A 16,861-nucleotide genomic window follows, 5' to 3' on the forward strand; every position below is an offset into this window, starting at 1 on the left:
AGCGGTGTCGTCAACTTTGCGTCCACGGCCAAAAGGTTCGCGGCACCGTGTCGTGCATAGTGAAGCCATGGATCTTGAACTGGTAAAACGCGAGGTCGCGGCCCTGGTCGGGCCCGACGCCCCGGGGCTCGCGGTCGGCGTCTACGCCGACGGAAAGGCTCTGCTCACCACGGCCCAGGGGATGGCCTGCGTCGAGTTCGGCGTCCCGGTCGACGCCCACACCCGCTTCGACATCGCCTCGGTCAGCAAGCAGTTCACCGCCGCGTGCGTCATGCTGCTGGCCAGGGACGGCAGGCTCAGCCTCGACGACGACATCAGGAAGCACATCCCGGACCTGGCGCTGACCGTACCCGTCACGCTGCGGCAGTGCCTGCAGCACACCGGCGGGCTGCCCGAGTGGTACACGCTGCAGGCGTTCACCGGGACGCCGTTCACCGCGCTGACCGAGGAACGGCTGCTCGACGAGGTCCGGGGGATCCGGCACACGGCCTTCCCGCCCGGGACCGACTTCAGCTACTCCAACACCGGCTACGTCCTGGCCGCCGTGGTGGTCCGCACGGTGAGCGGGAGCTCGCTCGCCGAGTTCGCCCGCGAGCGGATCTTCGGTCCGCTCGGCATGGACGACACCCTGTTCAGGGACGACACCACACTGCCGCTGCCCAGGCTGGCGTACGGCTACGGCAACGCGGACGGCGAGCCGAAGCGGGCCGACACCCTGGAGAGCGCGGTCGGTGACGGCGGCGTGGTGACCAGCGTGGCCGACCTGGCCCCCTGGTTCGGCTTCCTGGCCGACGGGCGGGTCCTGGGCGACGACCTGCGGCGGCAACTGCTCGAACCGACCGTGCTGGCCGACGGCACCGCCCTGCGCTACGCCAGCGGCATCTACCACACGCCGATGGCGGGCAGCGCGGGCTACGGGCACGCGGGAGGCGTCCCCGGCTACCTGTCGAACCTGCTGTACCTGCCCGAGGCCGGCTTCGGCGTCGCCGTACTGTCCAACCAGACGGCGGTCGACCCGGTCAGGCTGAGCGAACGCCTGGCCAGGGCGCTGCTGGGCGAGGTGCCCGGGGCACTCTTCGAACCGGCCGAGACGGTGGACCCGGCGGTCGAGGTGCCGGCCGGGCACTGGCACGACCCGGTGGGAGACGCCTTCCTCACGCTCGAAGCCGCGGAGAACGGCCGGGTCAGGCTCGACAGGAGCGGTGACGTCACCGAGTTCGCCCTGGCCAAGGACGGCCGCTGGTACGGCCTCGGCGACGCGGACGGGCTCTGGCTTGAGCGCCGGGACGGCGAGCTGGCGCTGGACAGCGGCCTGGGGGCCCGGCGCCCGATCGTCTACCGGCCGTGTCAGGCGCCGGGCACCGAGCCCATGCCCGGCGGGGCCTACCACAGCGAGGAGCTGGACGTCCGCGTCACGGTCAGGGACGGCGTGCTGCGCGCCGGGCGTGAGCTGCGGCTTCCCGTCGAACCCGCCCCGGCGGGGGTGTGGCAGGCGGGGCCGTTCACGTTGCGGCCCGACGGCGACGACCTGCTGATCAGCGGGGGCGGCCTGCGCCGGATGCGCTTCACGGGCGAGCCCGGCGGCGACCTCCGTGGATGAGCCCGGAGACGGCCTTCCCGGATGAGCCCGGAGAGGGCTTTTCCGGGGCGGCCCGGGAGCGCCGGAGGGCGGGCCGAGACGGGGAGCGGGAGCCCATGTTGGCCTGCAGCACGAGGGCGGGACCGAGGGTTTTGGCTGCGGGGTCAGTGAACGCGGGCCGGACGGCTTCTAGCGTCCCACTATCCCGCTCCCCTCCCGAGGTGGTCACCATGAAAACGCCGACCATCAGGGCCGCCGTGGTCGCCCTGCTCCTCCTTCCCGTCGCGGCCTGCGCGGGCTCCCCGCAGAAGGGCGCGACCGGCGCCGACCGCGACACCCTGGTCTGGGCGTCCTCCGCGGCGCCGAACAGCCTGGACATCGCGCACGGCTTCAACAACGCCTCGACCACCATCCAGCTCGCGGTGCTGGACACCATGGTCACCCTCGACGCCAAGGGGGCGCCCGCCCCGGGCCTGGCCACGTCGTGGACCCAGCCGACGCCGGACAGCTACGAGTTCACCCTGCGCAAGGCCGTGACCTTCACCGACGGCTCCCCGCTGACGGCCGACGACGCCGCCTACTCCCTGAGCCGTCACCTGGACCCGGCCGTCGCCTCCCAGGCGGCCAGCTACTTCACCACCGTCAAGAAGGCCGAGGCCGTCGGAACCGACAAGGTCAGGGTCACCCTGACCCGCCCCAACCCGGCCTTCCTGTCGGTGGCGGCCATCGCCTGGCAGGTCGTGCCGCGCAAGCTGGCCGAGGCGCACCCCAGGGACCTGGGCAGTCCCGAGGTCGGCACGGTCGGCACCGGCCCCTTCAAGGTCGTGAAGTTCTCCCTCACCTCGGGCACCGTGCTGGAGCGCAACGAGTCCTACTGGGGGCCGAAGCCCGCGCTGCGCCGGGTCGAGATCAAATCCATCTCCGACGCCGAGACGCTCAGGATGGCCGTCAGGTCGGGGGAGGTCGACGCCACCGACGGTCTCAACGCCCGGGACGCCCGCAAGTGGACGAACCTCCCCGGCGTCACCACGAGCTTCTACCCCGGCAACAACATCGCCTACCTGTCGCTGGCCGTCGGCAACGGCCCGCTCAAGGACGTCCACGTACGGCGGGCCATCGCGCACGCCGTGGACCGCCAGGCCCTGACCACCCTGATGACCGGGGGGCACGGCACCACGGCGAGGGCGATGCTGCCGATGCCGCAGATGACCGCCCTCTACGGCGACGACACGCCGAAGTTCCCCGACCACCCGTTCGACCTGGCCGCCGCCAAGGCCGAACTGGCCAAGTCGGCCTACCCGGACGGGTTCACGATGGCGGTGCCGTACTCCTCGGGGTCGGACGGCGCGACCGTCATGCAGGCCGTCGCCGCCGACCTCGCGAAGATCGGCATCAAGCTGACCATGGAGCCGAGCCCCGGCGACAGGTACATCGCCATGCTGATGGACCACAAGGGGCTCGGTGTGCAGTACGTCAACCTCTCCTATGGCACCCCGGAGCCGATCGAGGTCTTGCCCGACATGATCGGTCGCGCCGCGGCGAAACCGCAGGGCTTCAACTTCTCCGGGTACGGCTCCGCCGAACTGGACGCCCGGCTCGACGCCCTGAGCGAGGCCACCGGTCAGGAGCGTCAGGACCAGGTGACCGCCCTGCTCACCGAGATCGGGGAGCAGGTGCCGTACGTCCCGCTGTTCCACATGGACAACGGCATCGCGCTGCGCGACGGGTTCACCGCGCCGGGACTGAGTGTCTGGAACCCCAACTTCTTCGTCGTCATCCGCCCGGCGGGCAAGTGACATGGCCGTCCTCACTCTCGTCGCCCGCCGCCTGGCCGCCGCGCTGGTCCTGCTCGGCGCGCTCTCGGTGATCACCTACGGGCTGCTCGTCGCCTCACCCGGCGGTCCCGAGCAGGTGCTGCTGGGCACCCGCCCCTCGACGCCGGAGACCAGGGCCGCGATCAGGGCCGAGTACCACCTCGACGACCCGTTCCCGCTGCGCTACGCCCGCTGGCTCGGCGACGCCGTACACGGTGACTTCGGCGTCTCCATCTACTCCAGGGAGCCGGTCGCCGACGTCATCGCCGACCGGCTGCCGGTCACCGCGGGCCTGGCGGGCTACGCCCTGCTGATCACCTTCGCCGTCGGCGTCCCGGTCGGGCTGGTGGCCGCGATGGGCCGGGGCGGCCTCCTCGACCAGGGCATCACCCTCGGCTCCCTGGTCCTGCTGGCCGTACCGCCGTTCGCGATGAGCATCCTGCTGCTGTACGGCTTCGCGGTCACCCTCGGCTGGTTCCCCGTCTTCGGCGCGGGCGAGACGTTCGCCGAACGCGTCACCCACCTGACGCTGCCCGCGCTCGCCCTGGCCGCGGCGCAGGGAGCCATGGTGGTACGGCAGATGCGGGCGGCGGCGCTCGACCTGGCCGGGCAGGACTTCCTGACCTTCGCCAGAGCGCGGGGGCTGCCGCGCGCGCGTGTCTGGATCGGTTACGCGCTGCGCAACGCGGCCCTGCCCGTGCTGACCGTCGGCGGCCTGCTGCTGGCGGCGAACCTGACCGGCGCCCTCTTCGTCGAACAGGCCTTCGGCCTGCACGGGCTCGGCGCCCTGCTCATCGCCGCCGTCAGCCAGAAGGACATCCCCGTGGTGCAGGCGCTCGTCCTGTTCAGCGGTGCGATCGTGGTCGTGGTCAACCTGCTGATCGACCTGGCCTACCTCGTGGTCGACCCCCGGGTACGGCACGGCGCGGTGGCGCTGTGAGGGGCGTGCTGGCCGGGGTGCTCGGCCTGGCGATCCTCGTCGGGCTGTTCGGCTCCCACCTGGCCCCCTACGACCCGGCGACGCAGGACCTGGCGCTCGGCGCGGCCGGTCCGGACGCGGCCCACTGGCTCGGCACCGACGACCTGGGCAGGGACGTGCTGTCCCGCCTCCTGACCGGGGCCGGGTCCGCGCTGCTGTGGCCCGTCCTCGTCGCGCTCGGCACGACCACGCTGAGCACCTCGCTCGGCCTGTTCGCCGGGTACCGGCTCGGCTGGATCGACGCGCTGATGATGCGGACCGTGGACCTGGCCATCGCGATGCCCGGAATGCTGGTGCTGATCGTGCTGGTCGGCGTGCTCGGCGGCGGGTACGGCTGGTCCGTGCTGGCCATGGCCGTACTGTTCACACCGGGTGACATCCGGGTGATCCGCAGCCTGACGCTCGCCCAGCGCGACCTGGCCTACGCCGAGGCGGCCAGGACCCTGGGGCTGCCGCCCCGGCGCGTCATGTTCCGCCACCTGCTGCCCAACCTCGCCCCCACGGTCGTCTCCAACGCCCTGCTGAGCTTCGTGGCCGCCCTGGTCTCGCTGGCCGGGCTCTCCTTCCTGGGCATCGGCCTGCCCGCGGGCACCCCCGACTGGGGCCTGATGGTCGAGGAGAACCGGGATCTGCTCGACCTCAACCCCTGGGCCTCCGTCGCCCCGGTCGTCCTGATCACCCTGATCGCCACCTCGGCCACCCTGCTGGGCGACCGGCTGTTCGACACCCTCTCCAAGGGAGGCTCCCGATGACCCTCCTCGACGTCACCGGCCTGACCGTCACCGGCCGTCACCTGGTCGTGGACGGCGTCGACCTGACCGTCTCCGCGGGGGAGACCGTCGGGCTGGTCGGCGAGTCGGGCAGCGGCAAGTCGCTGACCGCCAGGGCCGTGGCGGGGCTGCTGCCCAAGGGCATGACCGCGTCCGGCTCGGTCACCCTGTCCGGCCTGCAACTGCTCGGCGCCCGCGAGCGCGTGCTGCGGTCGGTGCGCGGCAGCCGGGTCGCGCTGCTCATGCAGGACCCCTTCGCCATGCTCAACCCGCTGATCACAGCCGGCGCCCACATCGCCGAGTCGCTGCCCAGGACCGGGGCGGCGCGCCGGAACCGCGCCCAGCGCGGGGAGGAGGTGACGCGGCGGCTGGCCGAGGTGGGCATCGACGACCCCTCGGTCGCGGGACGCTACCCCTTCCAGCTCTCCGGGGGGATGCGGCAGCGGATCGCCCTCGCCGCGGCCCTGGCCGGTGACCCCGAGCTGCTCATCGCCGACGAGCCCACGACCGCGCTCGACGCGACCACCCAGCACGAGATCCTCATGCTACTGCGCGAGGTCCAGCGGACGCGCGGGATGGGGGTGCTGCTGATCACCCACGACCTGCGGGTGGCCTTCGAGATGTGCGACCGGGTCGCGGTCATGTACGCGGGCCGGATCGTCGAGAGCGGGCCGGGCTTCGACGTGGCCAAGGTGCCCGCCCACCCCTACACGTCCGGGCTGCTGGCGGCGCTGCCCTCGGTGAGCGTGACGCTGCCCAGGCTTGAGGGCATCCCGGGCGCCGTGCCGTCCGCGGGGGACGTCACCGGGACGTGCGCCTTCGCCGACCGCTGCTCCCAGGCCGAACCCGGGTGCGGGCACGCCCGTCCGCCGCTGCGCGAGATCACCCCGGGCAGGCACACCGCCTGCCTGTACGAGGTGCGCCCCCGCCCCCACGCCGGGTCCCGTGCCGGGTCACAGCCCGCCGCGCTCCGCGAGGCCCCGGCGGGCGGCCCGCTGCTCACCATCGACGGCCTGCGCAAACAGTACGGCGGGCACACCGCCCTCGGCGGCGTCTCGCTGACCGTCATGGAGGGCGAGAGCGTCGGCGTCGTCGGCGAGTCGGGTTCGGGCAAGACCACCCTGGCCCGGTGCGTCCTGGGCCTGGCCACCCCCGACGGAGGCCGGGTGGAGCTGGCCGGGCTCGACCTGACCCGGCGCGGGCGGCGGGGAGACCGGGCGCACCGGCTGGTGCAGTGCGTCTTCCAGGACCCCTCGACCTCGCTCAACCCCTCCCTGACCGTGGGCTCGACGCTCACCGAGGCCGCCGCACAGGGATCACGTGAGGGACGGCTCTCCGTCCCCGAACTGCTCGACCTGGTCGGCCTGCCCGCCTCCTACGCCGAGCGCCGCCCCAGGGCGCTGTCCGGCGGCGAACGGCAGCGCGTGGCCATCGCCAGGGCCCTGGCCGTACGGCCAGCCCTGCTGATCTGCGACGAGCCGGTCGCCTCACTGGACGTCTCGGTCCAGGCCCACGTGCTGGAACTGCTGCGCACGGTGGGCCGCGACCTGGGCACCAGCCTGCTGTTCATCACCCACGACCTGGCCGTGGTCAGACAGATCACCGACAGGACCGTGGTCCTGTTCAAGGGAGAGGTGGTCGAGGAGGGCCGAACCCCCCAGATCCTGGACGCCCCCACCCACCCCTACACCCAGAAACTCCTGGCCTCGGTCCCCCCAACCCCCTAGAGCTCTCGTTTCGGCCCCTCCCGGCCCGCACGTGAGGGGTTTGGTTTGTGCCTTACCGGCGCCAAGCGCGAAGGGTTCGATCTTGGCCTTACCGGCCCCAAGTGTGAGGAGTGTCCGGCTTGGGTGCGTCGGTGCTTGGACTGAGGAACGCAGGAGCGAAGCGACGGAGTGACGAGGGAAAGCGCCGACTCGGGGCGCCCAAGCCCGCGACGCCGCCAGGCGGCGCAAAGAGACACAGAGACGAGGGAAGACGCCGACTCGGAGGCGCCCAAGCCCGCGACGCCGAAGGCGTCGCAAAGAGGCAGGGCGCAAAGAGACACGGTTCGGGCGCGCCGACGCTTGGACTGAGGAGCGAAGGAGCGAAGCGGATGAGCGACGAGGGAAAGCGTTGGCTCAGGGCGCCCGAACCCGCGACGCCGAAGGCGGAGCAAAGAGACACTGCATACTTTGGTCGCTTGTGGCCGGAGTAGCGAGAAAGGAAACCTTGCATCATGCACGACCTGCTGCTCAGTCATGGAAGCGTTCACGACGGGTTCGGCAGCCCCGCGAAGGACGCCGACGTCGCGATCTCCCAGGGCCGGATCGTCGCCGTCGGCCGTGACCTCGGGCCCGCCAGGCGGGTGATCGACGTCGCGGGGATGGTCGTCGCCCCCGGTTTCGTCGATCCGCACAGTCACTCCGACACCGTGCCCTTCCTCGCCGAACCCCAGCCCTTCAAGCTCCACCAGGGCGTCACCACCGAGATCGTCGGCAACTGCGGCTTCTCCTGCGGGCCGGCGAACCCGGAGACGGCCGGGTTCATGCCCGCCGTACTGGCCGAGCAGGCGTTCACCACGTTCGGCGAGTACCTCGACGCGGCGCGGGCGGCGGGGCCGAGCAACAACCTGGCCGTCATGGTGGGGCACAACACGCTGCGGCTGGCGGCGAGCGGGATGGAGGCGAAGCCGACGGGCGAGGCGCTCGACCGGATGCGCGTCCTGGCGGCCGAGGCGTTCGAGGCGGGCGCCGTCGGGCTGTCCAGCGGCCTTGAGTACGTCCCCGGCGCCTACGCCGGCACCGACGAGCTGGTCGCGCTCGCGCTGGTCGCCCGGCGGTGGAACCTGCCCTACGCCACGCACATGCGCAGCGAGAGCGAGGGCCTGGCCGACGCGCTCGACGAGGCGATCACCGTCGCCACCCGGGCCGGGGTGCGGCTGCAGGTCTCGCACTGCAAGGCGTCGGGCCGGGCCGTACACGGGTCTTCGGCCATGCTGCTGGCCAAGCTCGCCGAGGCGCGCAGGTCGGGCCTGGACGTGCGCGCGGACGTGTATCCGTACCTGGCCTTCTGCACCGGTCTGGTCGCCGTGCTGCCGCCGGTCGCCTGCGAGGGCGGCCAGGAGGCACTGCTGGCCAGGCTCGCCGACCCCCTGACCAGGGCCGCGCTCCGCGCGATGGCCGAGGACCCGGCGACCGGCACCGGGGTCGGCCTGTGGCGTGAGCTGCACCCGGCCGACGTGCAGATCCTCACCCACTCCGACCCCGCCGTCGAGGGCAGGCGCCTTGCCGACCTGCCCGGGGACCCGTGGGAGGCCCTGTGCGACCTGCTTCGGCGGGATCCGCACGCCTCCGGGGTCTTCCACACCATGCACGACGACGACGTGACCGCGATCATGGCGGATCCGCTGGTCTCCATCGGTTCGGACGGCGGGCCCCCGGTCGGCCCCAACCACCCGCGTACGTTCGGCACCTTCCCCACCTTCCTGGGGACCTACGTCAGGGAGCGGAAGGTCGTCCCGATGCCCGAGGCGATCCGCAAGGTCAGCTCGGCCGTCGCCGCCCAGTTCGGGCTGACCGACCGGGGCTGGCTCGGTCCCGGCGCGGTCGCCGACGTCTGCGTCTTCGACCCCGCGACCGTCGGTCACGACGGCACCTACGAGGTCCCCGACGTGCGTCCCCACGGGGTGCGGCACGTGTTCCTCGCCGGGCGGGAGGTGGTCGCCGACGGCGAGTTCACCGGGGGCAGGCATGGAACGGTCCTGCGCCGGGGGATGTCATGACGGCGCGCGGCCGGGTCACGCTCGGTGTGCTGCTGGACAGTCTCGGTCCCGAGATGGTGCGTCCGCTCGCCCTGCCCGGCGGCAGGGAGCCGCTGATCGGCACACCGGTCATCTACGACCCCGAGGAGGCCATGACCGGTCTCGACGGCGCCGTGCTGCTGGTCACCGGGCGCCCGTCCGCCGAGATGCTGGCCCGCGCGGGTGAGGCGGGCGTCGCGGTCGTGGTGGTCAAACCGGGCACGAGCGACCCGGAGTCGCTGGCCGAGGTGGCGGAGGCGGCCGGTACGGCGTTGCTCGCCGCCGCTCCCGACCTGTCCTGGGGGCAGCTCTACACGCTGATCGACGCCCTGCTCGCGGTGGTCGCGCCCGTCGAGTCGCTGGGCGACGCCAGGGCGGCCGACCTGTTCGCGCTGGCCAACCAGGTGGCGGTACGGGTCGGCGGGGCCGTGGCCATCGAGGACCTGGCGATGCGGGTGCTGGCCTACTCGACGGTCGAGGGGCAGCAGATCGACGACCTGCGCAGGGAGGGCATCCTGGGCCGCAGGGTGCCCGAGCATCCGACCAACACCGAGGAGTACGCCGCGGTGCTGCGCGCCGAGGACGCGGTGTGGAGCTACGAACCGCGCGAGTACTACCCCCGGCTGGCCATCGCCATCCGCGCGCACGGTGAGGCGCTCGGCACGATCTGGGCGCTCAGGGCGGAGGAGCCGCTGGCGGCCGACGCCGCGCAGGTGCTCGCGGAGGCGGCCCGCGCCGCCGCCCCCCACCTGGCCAGGATCACCCTGGCCGCGGACGAGGCCCGCAGGCGCCGTGACGAGTGTCTGGGCAACCTGCTGCGCGGCATCGGGCCGGTCAGGGAGCTGGCCACCTCCTTCGGCCTGCTGCCCGACGAACCGGTCACCGTGGTCACCATCGGGCCGTACGGCCGTACGGCCGACGCCTTCGCGGCCACCCACACCGGCGACCTGCTGCGCACCGCCTACGCGGCCTACCGGATGCGCGCGGCGACGGGGGCGGTCGACGGGCGCGCCCACGCGATCGTCGCCACGGACTCGGTGACGCCGCTGCTGCGCAGGATCACCGCCGACGTCCTGGCCAGGATGCGCGACCGGCTCGGCGGGCAGTGGCGGGCGGGGATCGGCAGGGTGGTCCCGGCGGCCGCGCTGGCGCCGACCAGCGCCCGTCAGGCGGAGGAGGCGTTGCGGGCGGTGTGCGGGCCGTACGCGAGGGCCGAGGTCGGGCACCACGAGGAGTTGTCGGCGGCGCTGTTCCTGATGGACATGGACGCCTCCGTCCGGGCCAAGCCCTCCCTGCACGGCGAGCCGCTCGGGGTGGTCGCCGCGCACGACGCCAGGCACGGCACCCACTACGTGCGCAGCCTGCGGGTGTGGGTGACCGCGCACTACGACGTGCCCAGGGCGGCCGACACGCTGTCCCTGCACCCCAACACCCTGCGCTACCGGCTGCGCAGGATCGGCGAGCTGATCGACCTGGACGACCCGGACACCCGCCTGGTCCTGGCGCTCCAGCTCCGGCTGAGCGGCGCCGCGGGACCGGACGGCTCGTGAGCGGCGTCATCGGCCGGGCAGGTTGTGAGAGAGGCAGGGCGGGCTTCGAGCGGCGCCGCCGGGCCGTACGGGTTCTGGCGATGTCGCGAGGTCGTGCGAGCGCCGGACGGGTGGCGCTGAGCGGGACCACAAATCCGGGCGGGTGAAGTTCGGCGTGTGCGCCAACGCTCCGGAGGCCTTCCGGCAGGATGCTGTCTGCCATGGTCGAACTCCTCGCCTCGGCTCGGGCCGGGGTACGTCTCCTCTCTCTGCACGGCACCGCCGACCTGCAGCGCGCCGACCGGCTGCTCCGTCAGGTCTGGGGGACCAGGCCGGGTGACGATCCGCCCATCTCCCTGGACGTGATGTGCGCGCTGGCGCACGTCGGCGGCTACATCGGCGGCGCCTTCCTCGACGAGGAACTGGTCGGCGCCGCCGTGGGGTTCCTCGCCGCGGACAGGAGCCTGCACTCCCACGTCGCCGGGGTCGCCTCCCGGGCGCGGGGACTCGGCGTCGGCCTGGCGCTCAAGGAACACCAGCGAGCCTGGGCGGCCGAGCGCGGCCTCGTCGCCGTCTCCTGGACCTTCGACCCGCTCGTACGGCGCAACGCCTACTTCAACCTGGTCAAACTCGGCGCGAAGGTCGTCGAGTACCTCCCTGACTTCTACGGCCCGATGAGTGACGGCATCAACGACGGGGACGTCTCCGACCGGCTGTTCGTCACCTGGCCCGTCACCCCGGACCCCGCCCCGGCCACCGAACGGGCGGCAGGGCCGTCCGAGACCGCCGCCGTGACCGTCCTCGACGAGGCGGGGACCGTGCGGCCCGGCGGCGGGGCGCCTCTGCTACGCTGCGCGACTCCGCCGGACATCGAGCGGTTGCGCGTGGACGAGCCCGGCGAGGCCAGACACTGGCGGGCCGCGCTGGGAGGGGTGCTCGGCGCGGCGTTCGCCGACGGTTACCGGATCACCGGCTTCACCCGATCCGGGTGGTATCTGCTGGCCAGAGGAGGCACGGCGTGAAACTGACAGGTGTGGAGCTGCGTAAGGTCGCGCTGCCGCTGGTGACCCCGTTCAGGACGTCCCTGGGCACCCAGACGGTGCGGGAGGCGCTGCTCGTGCGGGTGGTGACCGATGAGGGCGAGGGCTGGGCGGAGTGCGTGGCCGAGGACGAGCCGAGCTACTGCCCCGAGTACCTTGAGGGCGCCGCGGACGTGATCCGCCGGTTCCTGCTGCCGGTGCTCTTCCCCCTCGACCTGGACCCGGCGGCCGTCGCCCCCGCGTTCGGCCACGTGCGCGCCCACCAGATGGCCAAGTCCGCCGTCGAGACGGCCGTGCTCGACGCCTGGCTGCGCTCCAGGGGCGTCTCCCTGGCCTCCTACCTGGGCGCGGTACGGCACAGCCTGCCCGTCGGCGTCTCGGTCGGCATCGCCGAGAGCATCGACGCGCTGCTCGACACCGTGGACCGGCACCTGGCCGCCGGATACGCCAGGGTGAAGCTGAAGATCGAACCCGGCTGGGACCTCGAACCCGTCAGGCGGGTCAGGGAGACCTTCGGCTCCGGCGTGATGCTCACCGTGGACGCCAACACCGCCTACGAGGCCGCCGACATCCCCCATCTGACCAGGCTCGACGCCTACGGCCTGGCGATGATCGAGCAGCCCTTCGCCCCCGGCGACCTGCACACCCACGCCCGGTTCGCGGCCAGGTCGAACACCCCGGTCTGCCTGGACGAGAGCATCACCTCGGCGCGTGACGCGGCGGCGGCGATCAGGATGGACGCCTGCTCGATCATCAACATCAAGCCGGGCCGGGTGGGCGGCTACCTGGAGGCGCGGCGCATCCACGACGTGGCCCGCGCCAACGGGCTGCCCGTGTGGTGCGGCGGCATGCTGGAGACCGGTCTCGGCAGGGCCGCCAACCTGGCGCTCGCCGCGCTGCCCGGTTTCACGCTGCCCGGCGACATCTCGGCGACCGCGCGCTACTACGGGCGGGACGTCACGGCGCCGTTCGTGCTGACCGGGGGAGAGATGACCGTGCCCTCGGGGCCGGGGATCGGCATCACCCCCGTCCAGGAGGACCTGGACGCGCTGACCACCGAGACCGAGTGGATCGCCGCCCCCTGACTTCGCGGTGACCGGCGCCTACCAGACGTCACCGTCGCGCCAGTCGCAGGTCAGCGTGCCCGACAGGGTGAGCGGAACCGTCACGGGGAGGACGTGGACCCCCTCGTCCTCCTCCTCGGTGCGTTCGAGGCCGTCCGGGGTGAGCGCGAACGTCTCGCCCCGCCACTGCCGCCAGCCGCGTCCCCGGTAGAAGGGCACGGCCTCGTCGGACGCGCTGAGCGCGCCGAGGTCGTAGGCGCCGTGGACGACCCGTTCCAGCGCGTCCATCAGGGCGGTGCCGTACCCTCCACGCCGTAGGTCCGCGCGGACCCCGACGGCCTCGACGTAGCCCGCGCGCAGCGCCCTGCCGCCGTGCAGCATCCGCCGCTGGACCACCGAGGCGTGCCCGACCAGTTCGGCTCCCCGCCAGGCCAGGGCGTGCACCCCGCCCAGGGCGTGCTCCCAGTCGTCGTCGCTCAGGTCTCCGTCGAAGACCTCGACGAGCAGTCTCCTGGCGGTTTCGAGGGTGGCGGTGTCCAGTTCCGAGGTGTGGGCCGTACGAACGTCGATCATCTCTCCATCCTGACAGCCGTGATCCGTTTGTAGTAGTGGTTGTTTGGAATGTAGTAGGTGTACTACATTCGAAAGCATGGATGCTGTGATTAGCGTTCGCGGGCTGCGAATGTCGTACGGCCGGAACGAGGTGCTGCGCGGGGTCGACCTTGAGGTGCGACGCGGGGAGACCGTCGCACTGCTCGGGCCGAACGGCGCGGGGAAGACGACCACCGTCGAGATCCTCGAAGGCTTCCGCCTCCCGTCGGCGGGCGAGGTCGAGGTCCTGGGCGTCGATCCCGCGCGGGGCGACGACGCCTGGCGGGCCAGGCTCGGCGTCGTCCTGCAGAACTGGCGGGACCACCCGCGCTGGCGGGTGGGCGAACTGCTCGGCCACGTCGCCGCGCACTACCCGGCGCAGTGGAACACCGGGGAGCTGCTCGACGCCCTCGGCCTGTCCGGGAAGGCCACCGCGAAGGTCGGCCAGCTCTCCGGCGGCCAGCGCCGCAGGCTCGACGTGGCGCTCGGCGTCGTCGGCAGGCCCGACCTGCTCTTCCTCGACGAGCCGACGACCGGCTTCGACCCCGAGGCACGGCGCGAGTTCCACGACCTGGTCCGCGGGCTCGACACGACCATCCTGCTGACCACCCACGACCTGGCCGAGGCCGAACGGCTCGCGGACCGCATCGCGGTGCTGGTCGAGGGACGCGTCGCCGTCTCCGGCACCCCCGCCGAGCTGGCCGCCGCCGTACGGGCGCCGTCACGGGTGCGCTGGCAGGACGGGTGCGAGCTGACCGACGACCCGTCACGGCTGGCCTGGGAACTCCACCAGAGGTACGGCGGGCCCGTCCCCGACCTGGAGATCCGGCGGCCGACGCTGGAGGAGAGCTACCTGAGCCTGATCGATCGGAGCGCGGCATGAACGGCACACTGGGCCTCGGAATCCGCCGAGGACTGATCGAGCAGGGCACCCTCCTGCGGGACAGGAAGGAGGTGACCGGCCAGCTCGCCGGCGGGGTCGGCGTCTTCCTGCTGCTCACGCTGTGGATAGGCGGCAACCCGGCCGGTGGCGGAGTCGACATGGCCACGTTCATGGCGGTCGGGTTCACGGCGTTCATGGTGTTCTCCACCGGGGTGACGACGCTGCCGATGCTGATCGCGGCCGACCGGGAGGAGGGCGCGCTGCTCCGGCTGCGGGCGCTGCCGCGCGGCATCCCGGTCTACGTGACGGGACGCGCCGTCTCGGTGCTGTGCCAGATCCTGACGCAGGCGACGCTGATGCTGCTGGCGGGCGTGCTCGTCGCGGGCGTCCGGCCCCCCGCGACCCCGCAGGCGTGGCTGACCTTCGGCTGGGCGCTCGTGCTCGGGGCGCTCTCCGTGGTGCCCGTCGGGGCCGCGCTCGGCGCGATGCTGTCCAACCCCAAGAGCGCGGCGCTGGTGCTCGGGCTGCCGTCCATGCTGCTGATGCTGATCTCCGGGGTGATGCTCCCGCTGCGGATGCTGCCCGAGGTGGTCGGCCGGGTCGCCCAGGCCTTCCCGCTCTACTGGCAGGGACACGCCCTGCGGGCCGCGTTCCTGCCGCCGGGCGCCGCGGCGGCCGAACTCGGCGGCGCCTGGCAGCTCGGGACCGCCGCGACGGTGATGGGACTCTGGGCGATCGCCGGTATGGTTCTGGCACCCTGGCTGCTGCGCAAGGTCACCCGCGGGGCGTCCGGGACCCGGCAGGCCGAGCGGCGGATATGAGGCTCCCGAATGTCCAGCGAGATCGTCTACAACCGCATCTCGATGCTGCGCGCCGAACGCGGGATCTCCCGCAAGGACCTGGCGACGGCCCTGGGCGTGCACTACCAGACGGTCGGCTACCTGGAACGCGGCGAGTACAGCCCCAGCCTGTTCCTCGCGCTGCGGATCGCCGAGTACTTCGAGGTGCCGGTGGAGGTCGTGTTCTCACTGACCCCCTTCGCCCGGCTGGGCAGCGGGGGCGGGACATGAGGAAGGAGAGACCGATGCGTCGCTGGATCGACCGTCGCGTCCGCGAACGTGTGGCCCTCATCGAGAACAGCCCGGCCCGCCGTGTCTGGACGGGCAGGCGCAACCGCAGGCGGCTCGTGACCGCCGGGGGCGCGGCCCTGCTGGTGCTCTGGGCGGGCCTGGTGGTCATCGTCAGGCTCGCGCCGAGCGACCTGGCCCGCAACGTCTACCTGTCCATGTTCGCGCTCGCCGTGGCCGTCCTGGTCCCGGTGTACGGCTGGCTCACCCTCGCCACCAAGGGCGTCACCACCATCCCCGCCGAGTATCTCGACGAACGGCAGCGTGGCGAACAGCAGCGGGCCTACACGGGCGCGCACACCCTCACCACGGTCGTGCTGGCCGTACTGGTGGTCCTGGCCGGCCTGTGGAGCACGGGAGGCCGGCTGACCCTGGACGTGCCGACCGCCCTGCTGCTGCCCCTGGCCCTGACCCTGCTCGCCACCCACTACACCCTGCCCCTCCTCCTGGAGGGCTGGCGGCTGCCCGACCCGCCCCCCGACGAGGACGACTGACCGATCGGCTGTGAGCCCTCTCAGCCCGGCTCAGCTTCGCCACAGGACCACCTGTGTAGGTTCCGGAGCCGAACGGGGGTTGGCTCATGACTGACATCGCACATCCATCGTCACCCGATCGGCGGTTGGCGTGGACCGGATACGCGGCCTTCGGCTGGGCGGTGGCCTACGGGGGGTTCGGCCTGGTCACGGCGCTGACCGGAACCGCGATCTTCTACCGTGCCGCGCATCCGCTGCCGGTCGGCCTGAACTGGGCCGCCGTGACCGCCGCCGCCCTCGTGGCGGTGACGACGCTGGCCGCGGCGCGGCCCCGGGGCCCGCGGCTTCCCCGGCGGGTCGTTCTCGCCGCCCTGATCGGGCTGTGCGCGCTGGTCGGCGTGGCCGCGTTCGGCCTGCTGATGGACGCGATCACCTTCGTCTTCGGTCAGACCGTCGACAGCTGGACGGGGGCCGCCAACCGGGCGCTCGCCGGGCTCGGTGTGGTGCTGCTCGCCGCCACGGCCCTCTCCTACCGATCCTCGACCTCCGGCGTCTGCCCGCGGTGCGGTGCCGTACACACCTCCTCGACCGTGTGGAACAGGCCGGAACCCACACCCGCTCCGCGGCGCGTCCGGGCGTCGGCATACGTGGGCGCCGCGGCGTTCCTGCCCTACGCGGTCATGAAGACGACATGGGCGCTCGGCGGGACCTTCGCGGGGATCACCGGAGAGGAGATGGTGGCGATGCACGAGCGCAACGGCGCCTCGGAGCTGTGGCTCACCCTGGACCGCTGGGGCATCGACCCCACGGCGCTGCTGGCGGCGCTCGGAGTGTTCCTCCTCCTCGGTCTGGTGCGGCCCTGGGGCCAGGTGTTCCCCCGCTGGACGCTCGTCCTGCGGGGGAGGCGGGTGCCCCGCTGGCTGCCGCTCACCCCGGCACTGATCGGCGCCGCCACGCTCGCGCCCTACGGGGCGGCCGGAGTCGTCTACGCCACCCTCGGCACGGCGGGCGTGATCACCGTCTCCAGGGGAGACTTCTCCACCGTGGGCGACGCCCTCCTGGTGACCTGGTTCGGCCTGGGCGCCTTCGCCGCGTACGGCCTGGCCCTGGCCCTGGCCGCCTGGTCCTACTGGCGCCGCACCCGGCCGACCTGCGTGGGCTGACCGCCGGGACCGAGTCTCCGGAAAAGGGCTCTCATGCGAGGCTTTCGCGCTCGGCCCACGGTGGTCGA

General features: G+C 72.6%; 15 protein-coding genes. 14 read left to right on the plus strand and 1 reads right to left on the minus strand.

Annotated features, from left to right (window positions below):
• The first annotated feature begins 67 nt into the window (after positions 1-67).
• The 9 genes from ACIBVQ_RS14395 (at position 68) to menC (ending at position 12,577) form a co-directional block, all read left to right on the plus strand.
• Positions 68-1,600 carry a serine hydrolase domain-containing protein gene (locus tag ACIBVQ_RS14395; protein ID WP_399177801.1) on the plus strand — a complete coding sequence of 511 codons (1,533 nt, stop codon included), beginning with the start codon at positions 68-70 and terminating at the stop codon, positions 1,598-1,600.
• Between the two features lie 209 nt (positions 1,601-1,809).
• The gene (locus ACIBVQ_RS14400; RefSeq protein WP_399177803.1) at positions 1,810-3,375 is read left to right on the plus strand and encodes an ABC transporter substrate-binding protein; all 1,566 of its coding nucleotides are present in this window, start codon (positions 1,810-1,812) and stop codon (positions 3,373-3,375) included.
• A gap of 1 nt (position 3,376) precedes the next feature.
• Positions 3,377-4,333, plus strand: a complete 957-nt coding sequence (locus tag ACIBVQ_RS14405) for an ABC transporter permease (RefSeq protein WP_362776726.1) — start codon at positions 3,377-3,379, stop codon at positions 4,331-4,333.
• A complete protein-coding gene (locus tag ACIBVQ_RS14410; protein WP_362776724.1) occupies positions 4,330-5,124 on the plus strand; it encodes an ABC transporter permease in 795 nt (264 codons plus the stop codon). The genes ACIBVQ_RS14405 and ACIBVQ_RS14410 overlap by 4 nt, the downstream gene beginning before the upstream one ends.
• Complete coding sequence (locus ACIBVQ_RS14415; RefSeq protein WP_399177806.1) at positions 5,121-6,869, plus strand: dipeptide ABC transporter ATP-binding protein; 1,749 nt, start codon at positions 5,121-5,123, stop codon at positions 6,867-6,869. The genes ACIBVQ_RS14410 and ACIBVQ_RS14415 overlap by 4 nt, the downstream gene beginning before the upstream one ends.
• A gap of 491 nt (positions 6,870-7,360) precedes the next feature.
• A complete protein-coding gene (locus ACIBVQ_RS14420; RefSeq protein WP_352013862.1) occupies positions 7,361-8,905 on the plus strand; it encodes a D-aminoacylase in 1,545 nt (514 codons plus the stop codon).
• On the plus strand, positions 8,902-10,473 hold the full coding sequence (locus ACIBVQ_RS14425) for a PucR family transcriptional regulator (protein WP_399177808.1): 1,572 nt from the start codon (positions 8,902-8,904) through the stop codon (positions 10,471-10,473). The genes ACIBVQ_RS14420 and ACIBVQ_RS14425 overlap by 4 nt, the downstream gene beginning before the upstream one ends.
• A 200-nt stretch (positions 10,474-10,673) precedes the next feature.
• On the plus strand, positions 10,674-11,474 hold the full coding sequence (locus ACIBVQ_RS14430; protein WP_362914061.1) for a GNAT family N-acetyltransferase: 801 nt from the start codon (positions 10,674-10,676) through the stop codon (positions 11,472-11,474).
• Positions 11,471-12,577 carry an o-succinylbenzoate synthase gene (menC, locus tag ACIBVQ_RS14435; protein ID WP_352013859.1) on the plus strand — a complete coding sequence of 369 codons (1,107 nt, stop codon included), beginning with the start codon at positions 11,471-11,473 and terminating at the stop codon, positions 12,575-12,577. Before ACIBVQ_RS14430 ends, menC begins: the two co-directional genes overlap by 4 nt.
• Before the next feature lie 18 nt (positions 12,578-12,595).
• On the opposite strand, the gene ACIBVQ_RS14440 is transcribed toward menC, so the two are convergent.
• Positions 12,596-13,129, minus strand: coding sequence for a GNAT family N-acetyltransferase (locus tag ACIBVQ_RS14440; RefSeq protein WP_362914063.1), 534 nt, complete (start codon positions 13,127-13,129; stop codon positions 12,596-12,598).
• Positions 13,130-13,205: 76 nt separating this feature from the next.
• Between ACIBVQ_RS14440 and ACIBVQ_RS14445 the strand changes: the two genes are divergently transcribed.
• From ACIBVQ_RS14445 to ACIBVQ_RS14465, 5 genes are all read left to right on the plus strand, one after another.
• Entirely contained in the window at positions 13,206-14,030 is an 825-nt protein-coding gene (locus ACIBVQ_RS14445; RefSeq protein WP_399177811.1) for an ABC transporter ATP-binding protein, read from the plus strand.
• The gene (locus ACIBVQ_RS14450; RefSeq protein WP_352013856.1) at positions 14,027-14,851 is read left to right on the plus strand and encodes an ABC transporter permease; all 825 of its coding nucleotides are present in this window, start codon (positions 14,027-14,029) and stop codon (positions 14,849-14,851) included. Before ACIBVQ_RS14445 ends, ACIBVQ_RS14450 begins: the two co-directional genes overlap by 4 nt.
• Before the next feature lie 9 nt (positions 14,852-14,860).
• On the plus strand, positions 14,861-15,100 hold the full coding sequence (locus tag ACIBVQ_RS14455) for a helix-turn-helix transcriptional regulator (RefSeq protein WP_352013855.1): 240 nt from the start codon (positions 14,861-14,863) through the stop codon (positions 15,098-15,100).
• A gap of 14 nt (positions 15,101-15,114) precedes the next feature.
• Positions 15,115-15,651 (plus strand): hypothetical protein, encoded by a 537-nt coding sequence (locus ACIBVQ_RS14460; protein ID WP_362914068.1) that lies wholly within the window; start codon positions 15,115-15,117, stop codon positions 15,649-15,651.
• An 86-nt stretch (positions 15,652-15,737) separates the two neighbouring features.
• Positions 15,738-16,793: a hypothetical protein gene (locus ACIBVQ_RS14465; protein ID WP_399177814.1), complete on the plus strand. Its 1,056-nt coding sequence runs from the start codon at positions 15,738-15,740 to the stop codon at positions 16,791-16,793.
• Positions 16,794-16,861 lie beyond the last annotated feature (68 nt).

Source organism: Streptosporangium sp. NPDC049376 (genome assembly GCF_044466505.1).
Classification (GTDB): Bacteria; Actinomycetota; Actinomycetes; order Streptosporangiales; family Streptosporangiaceae; genus Streptosporangium.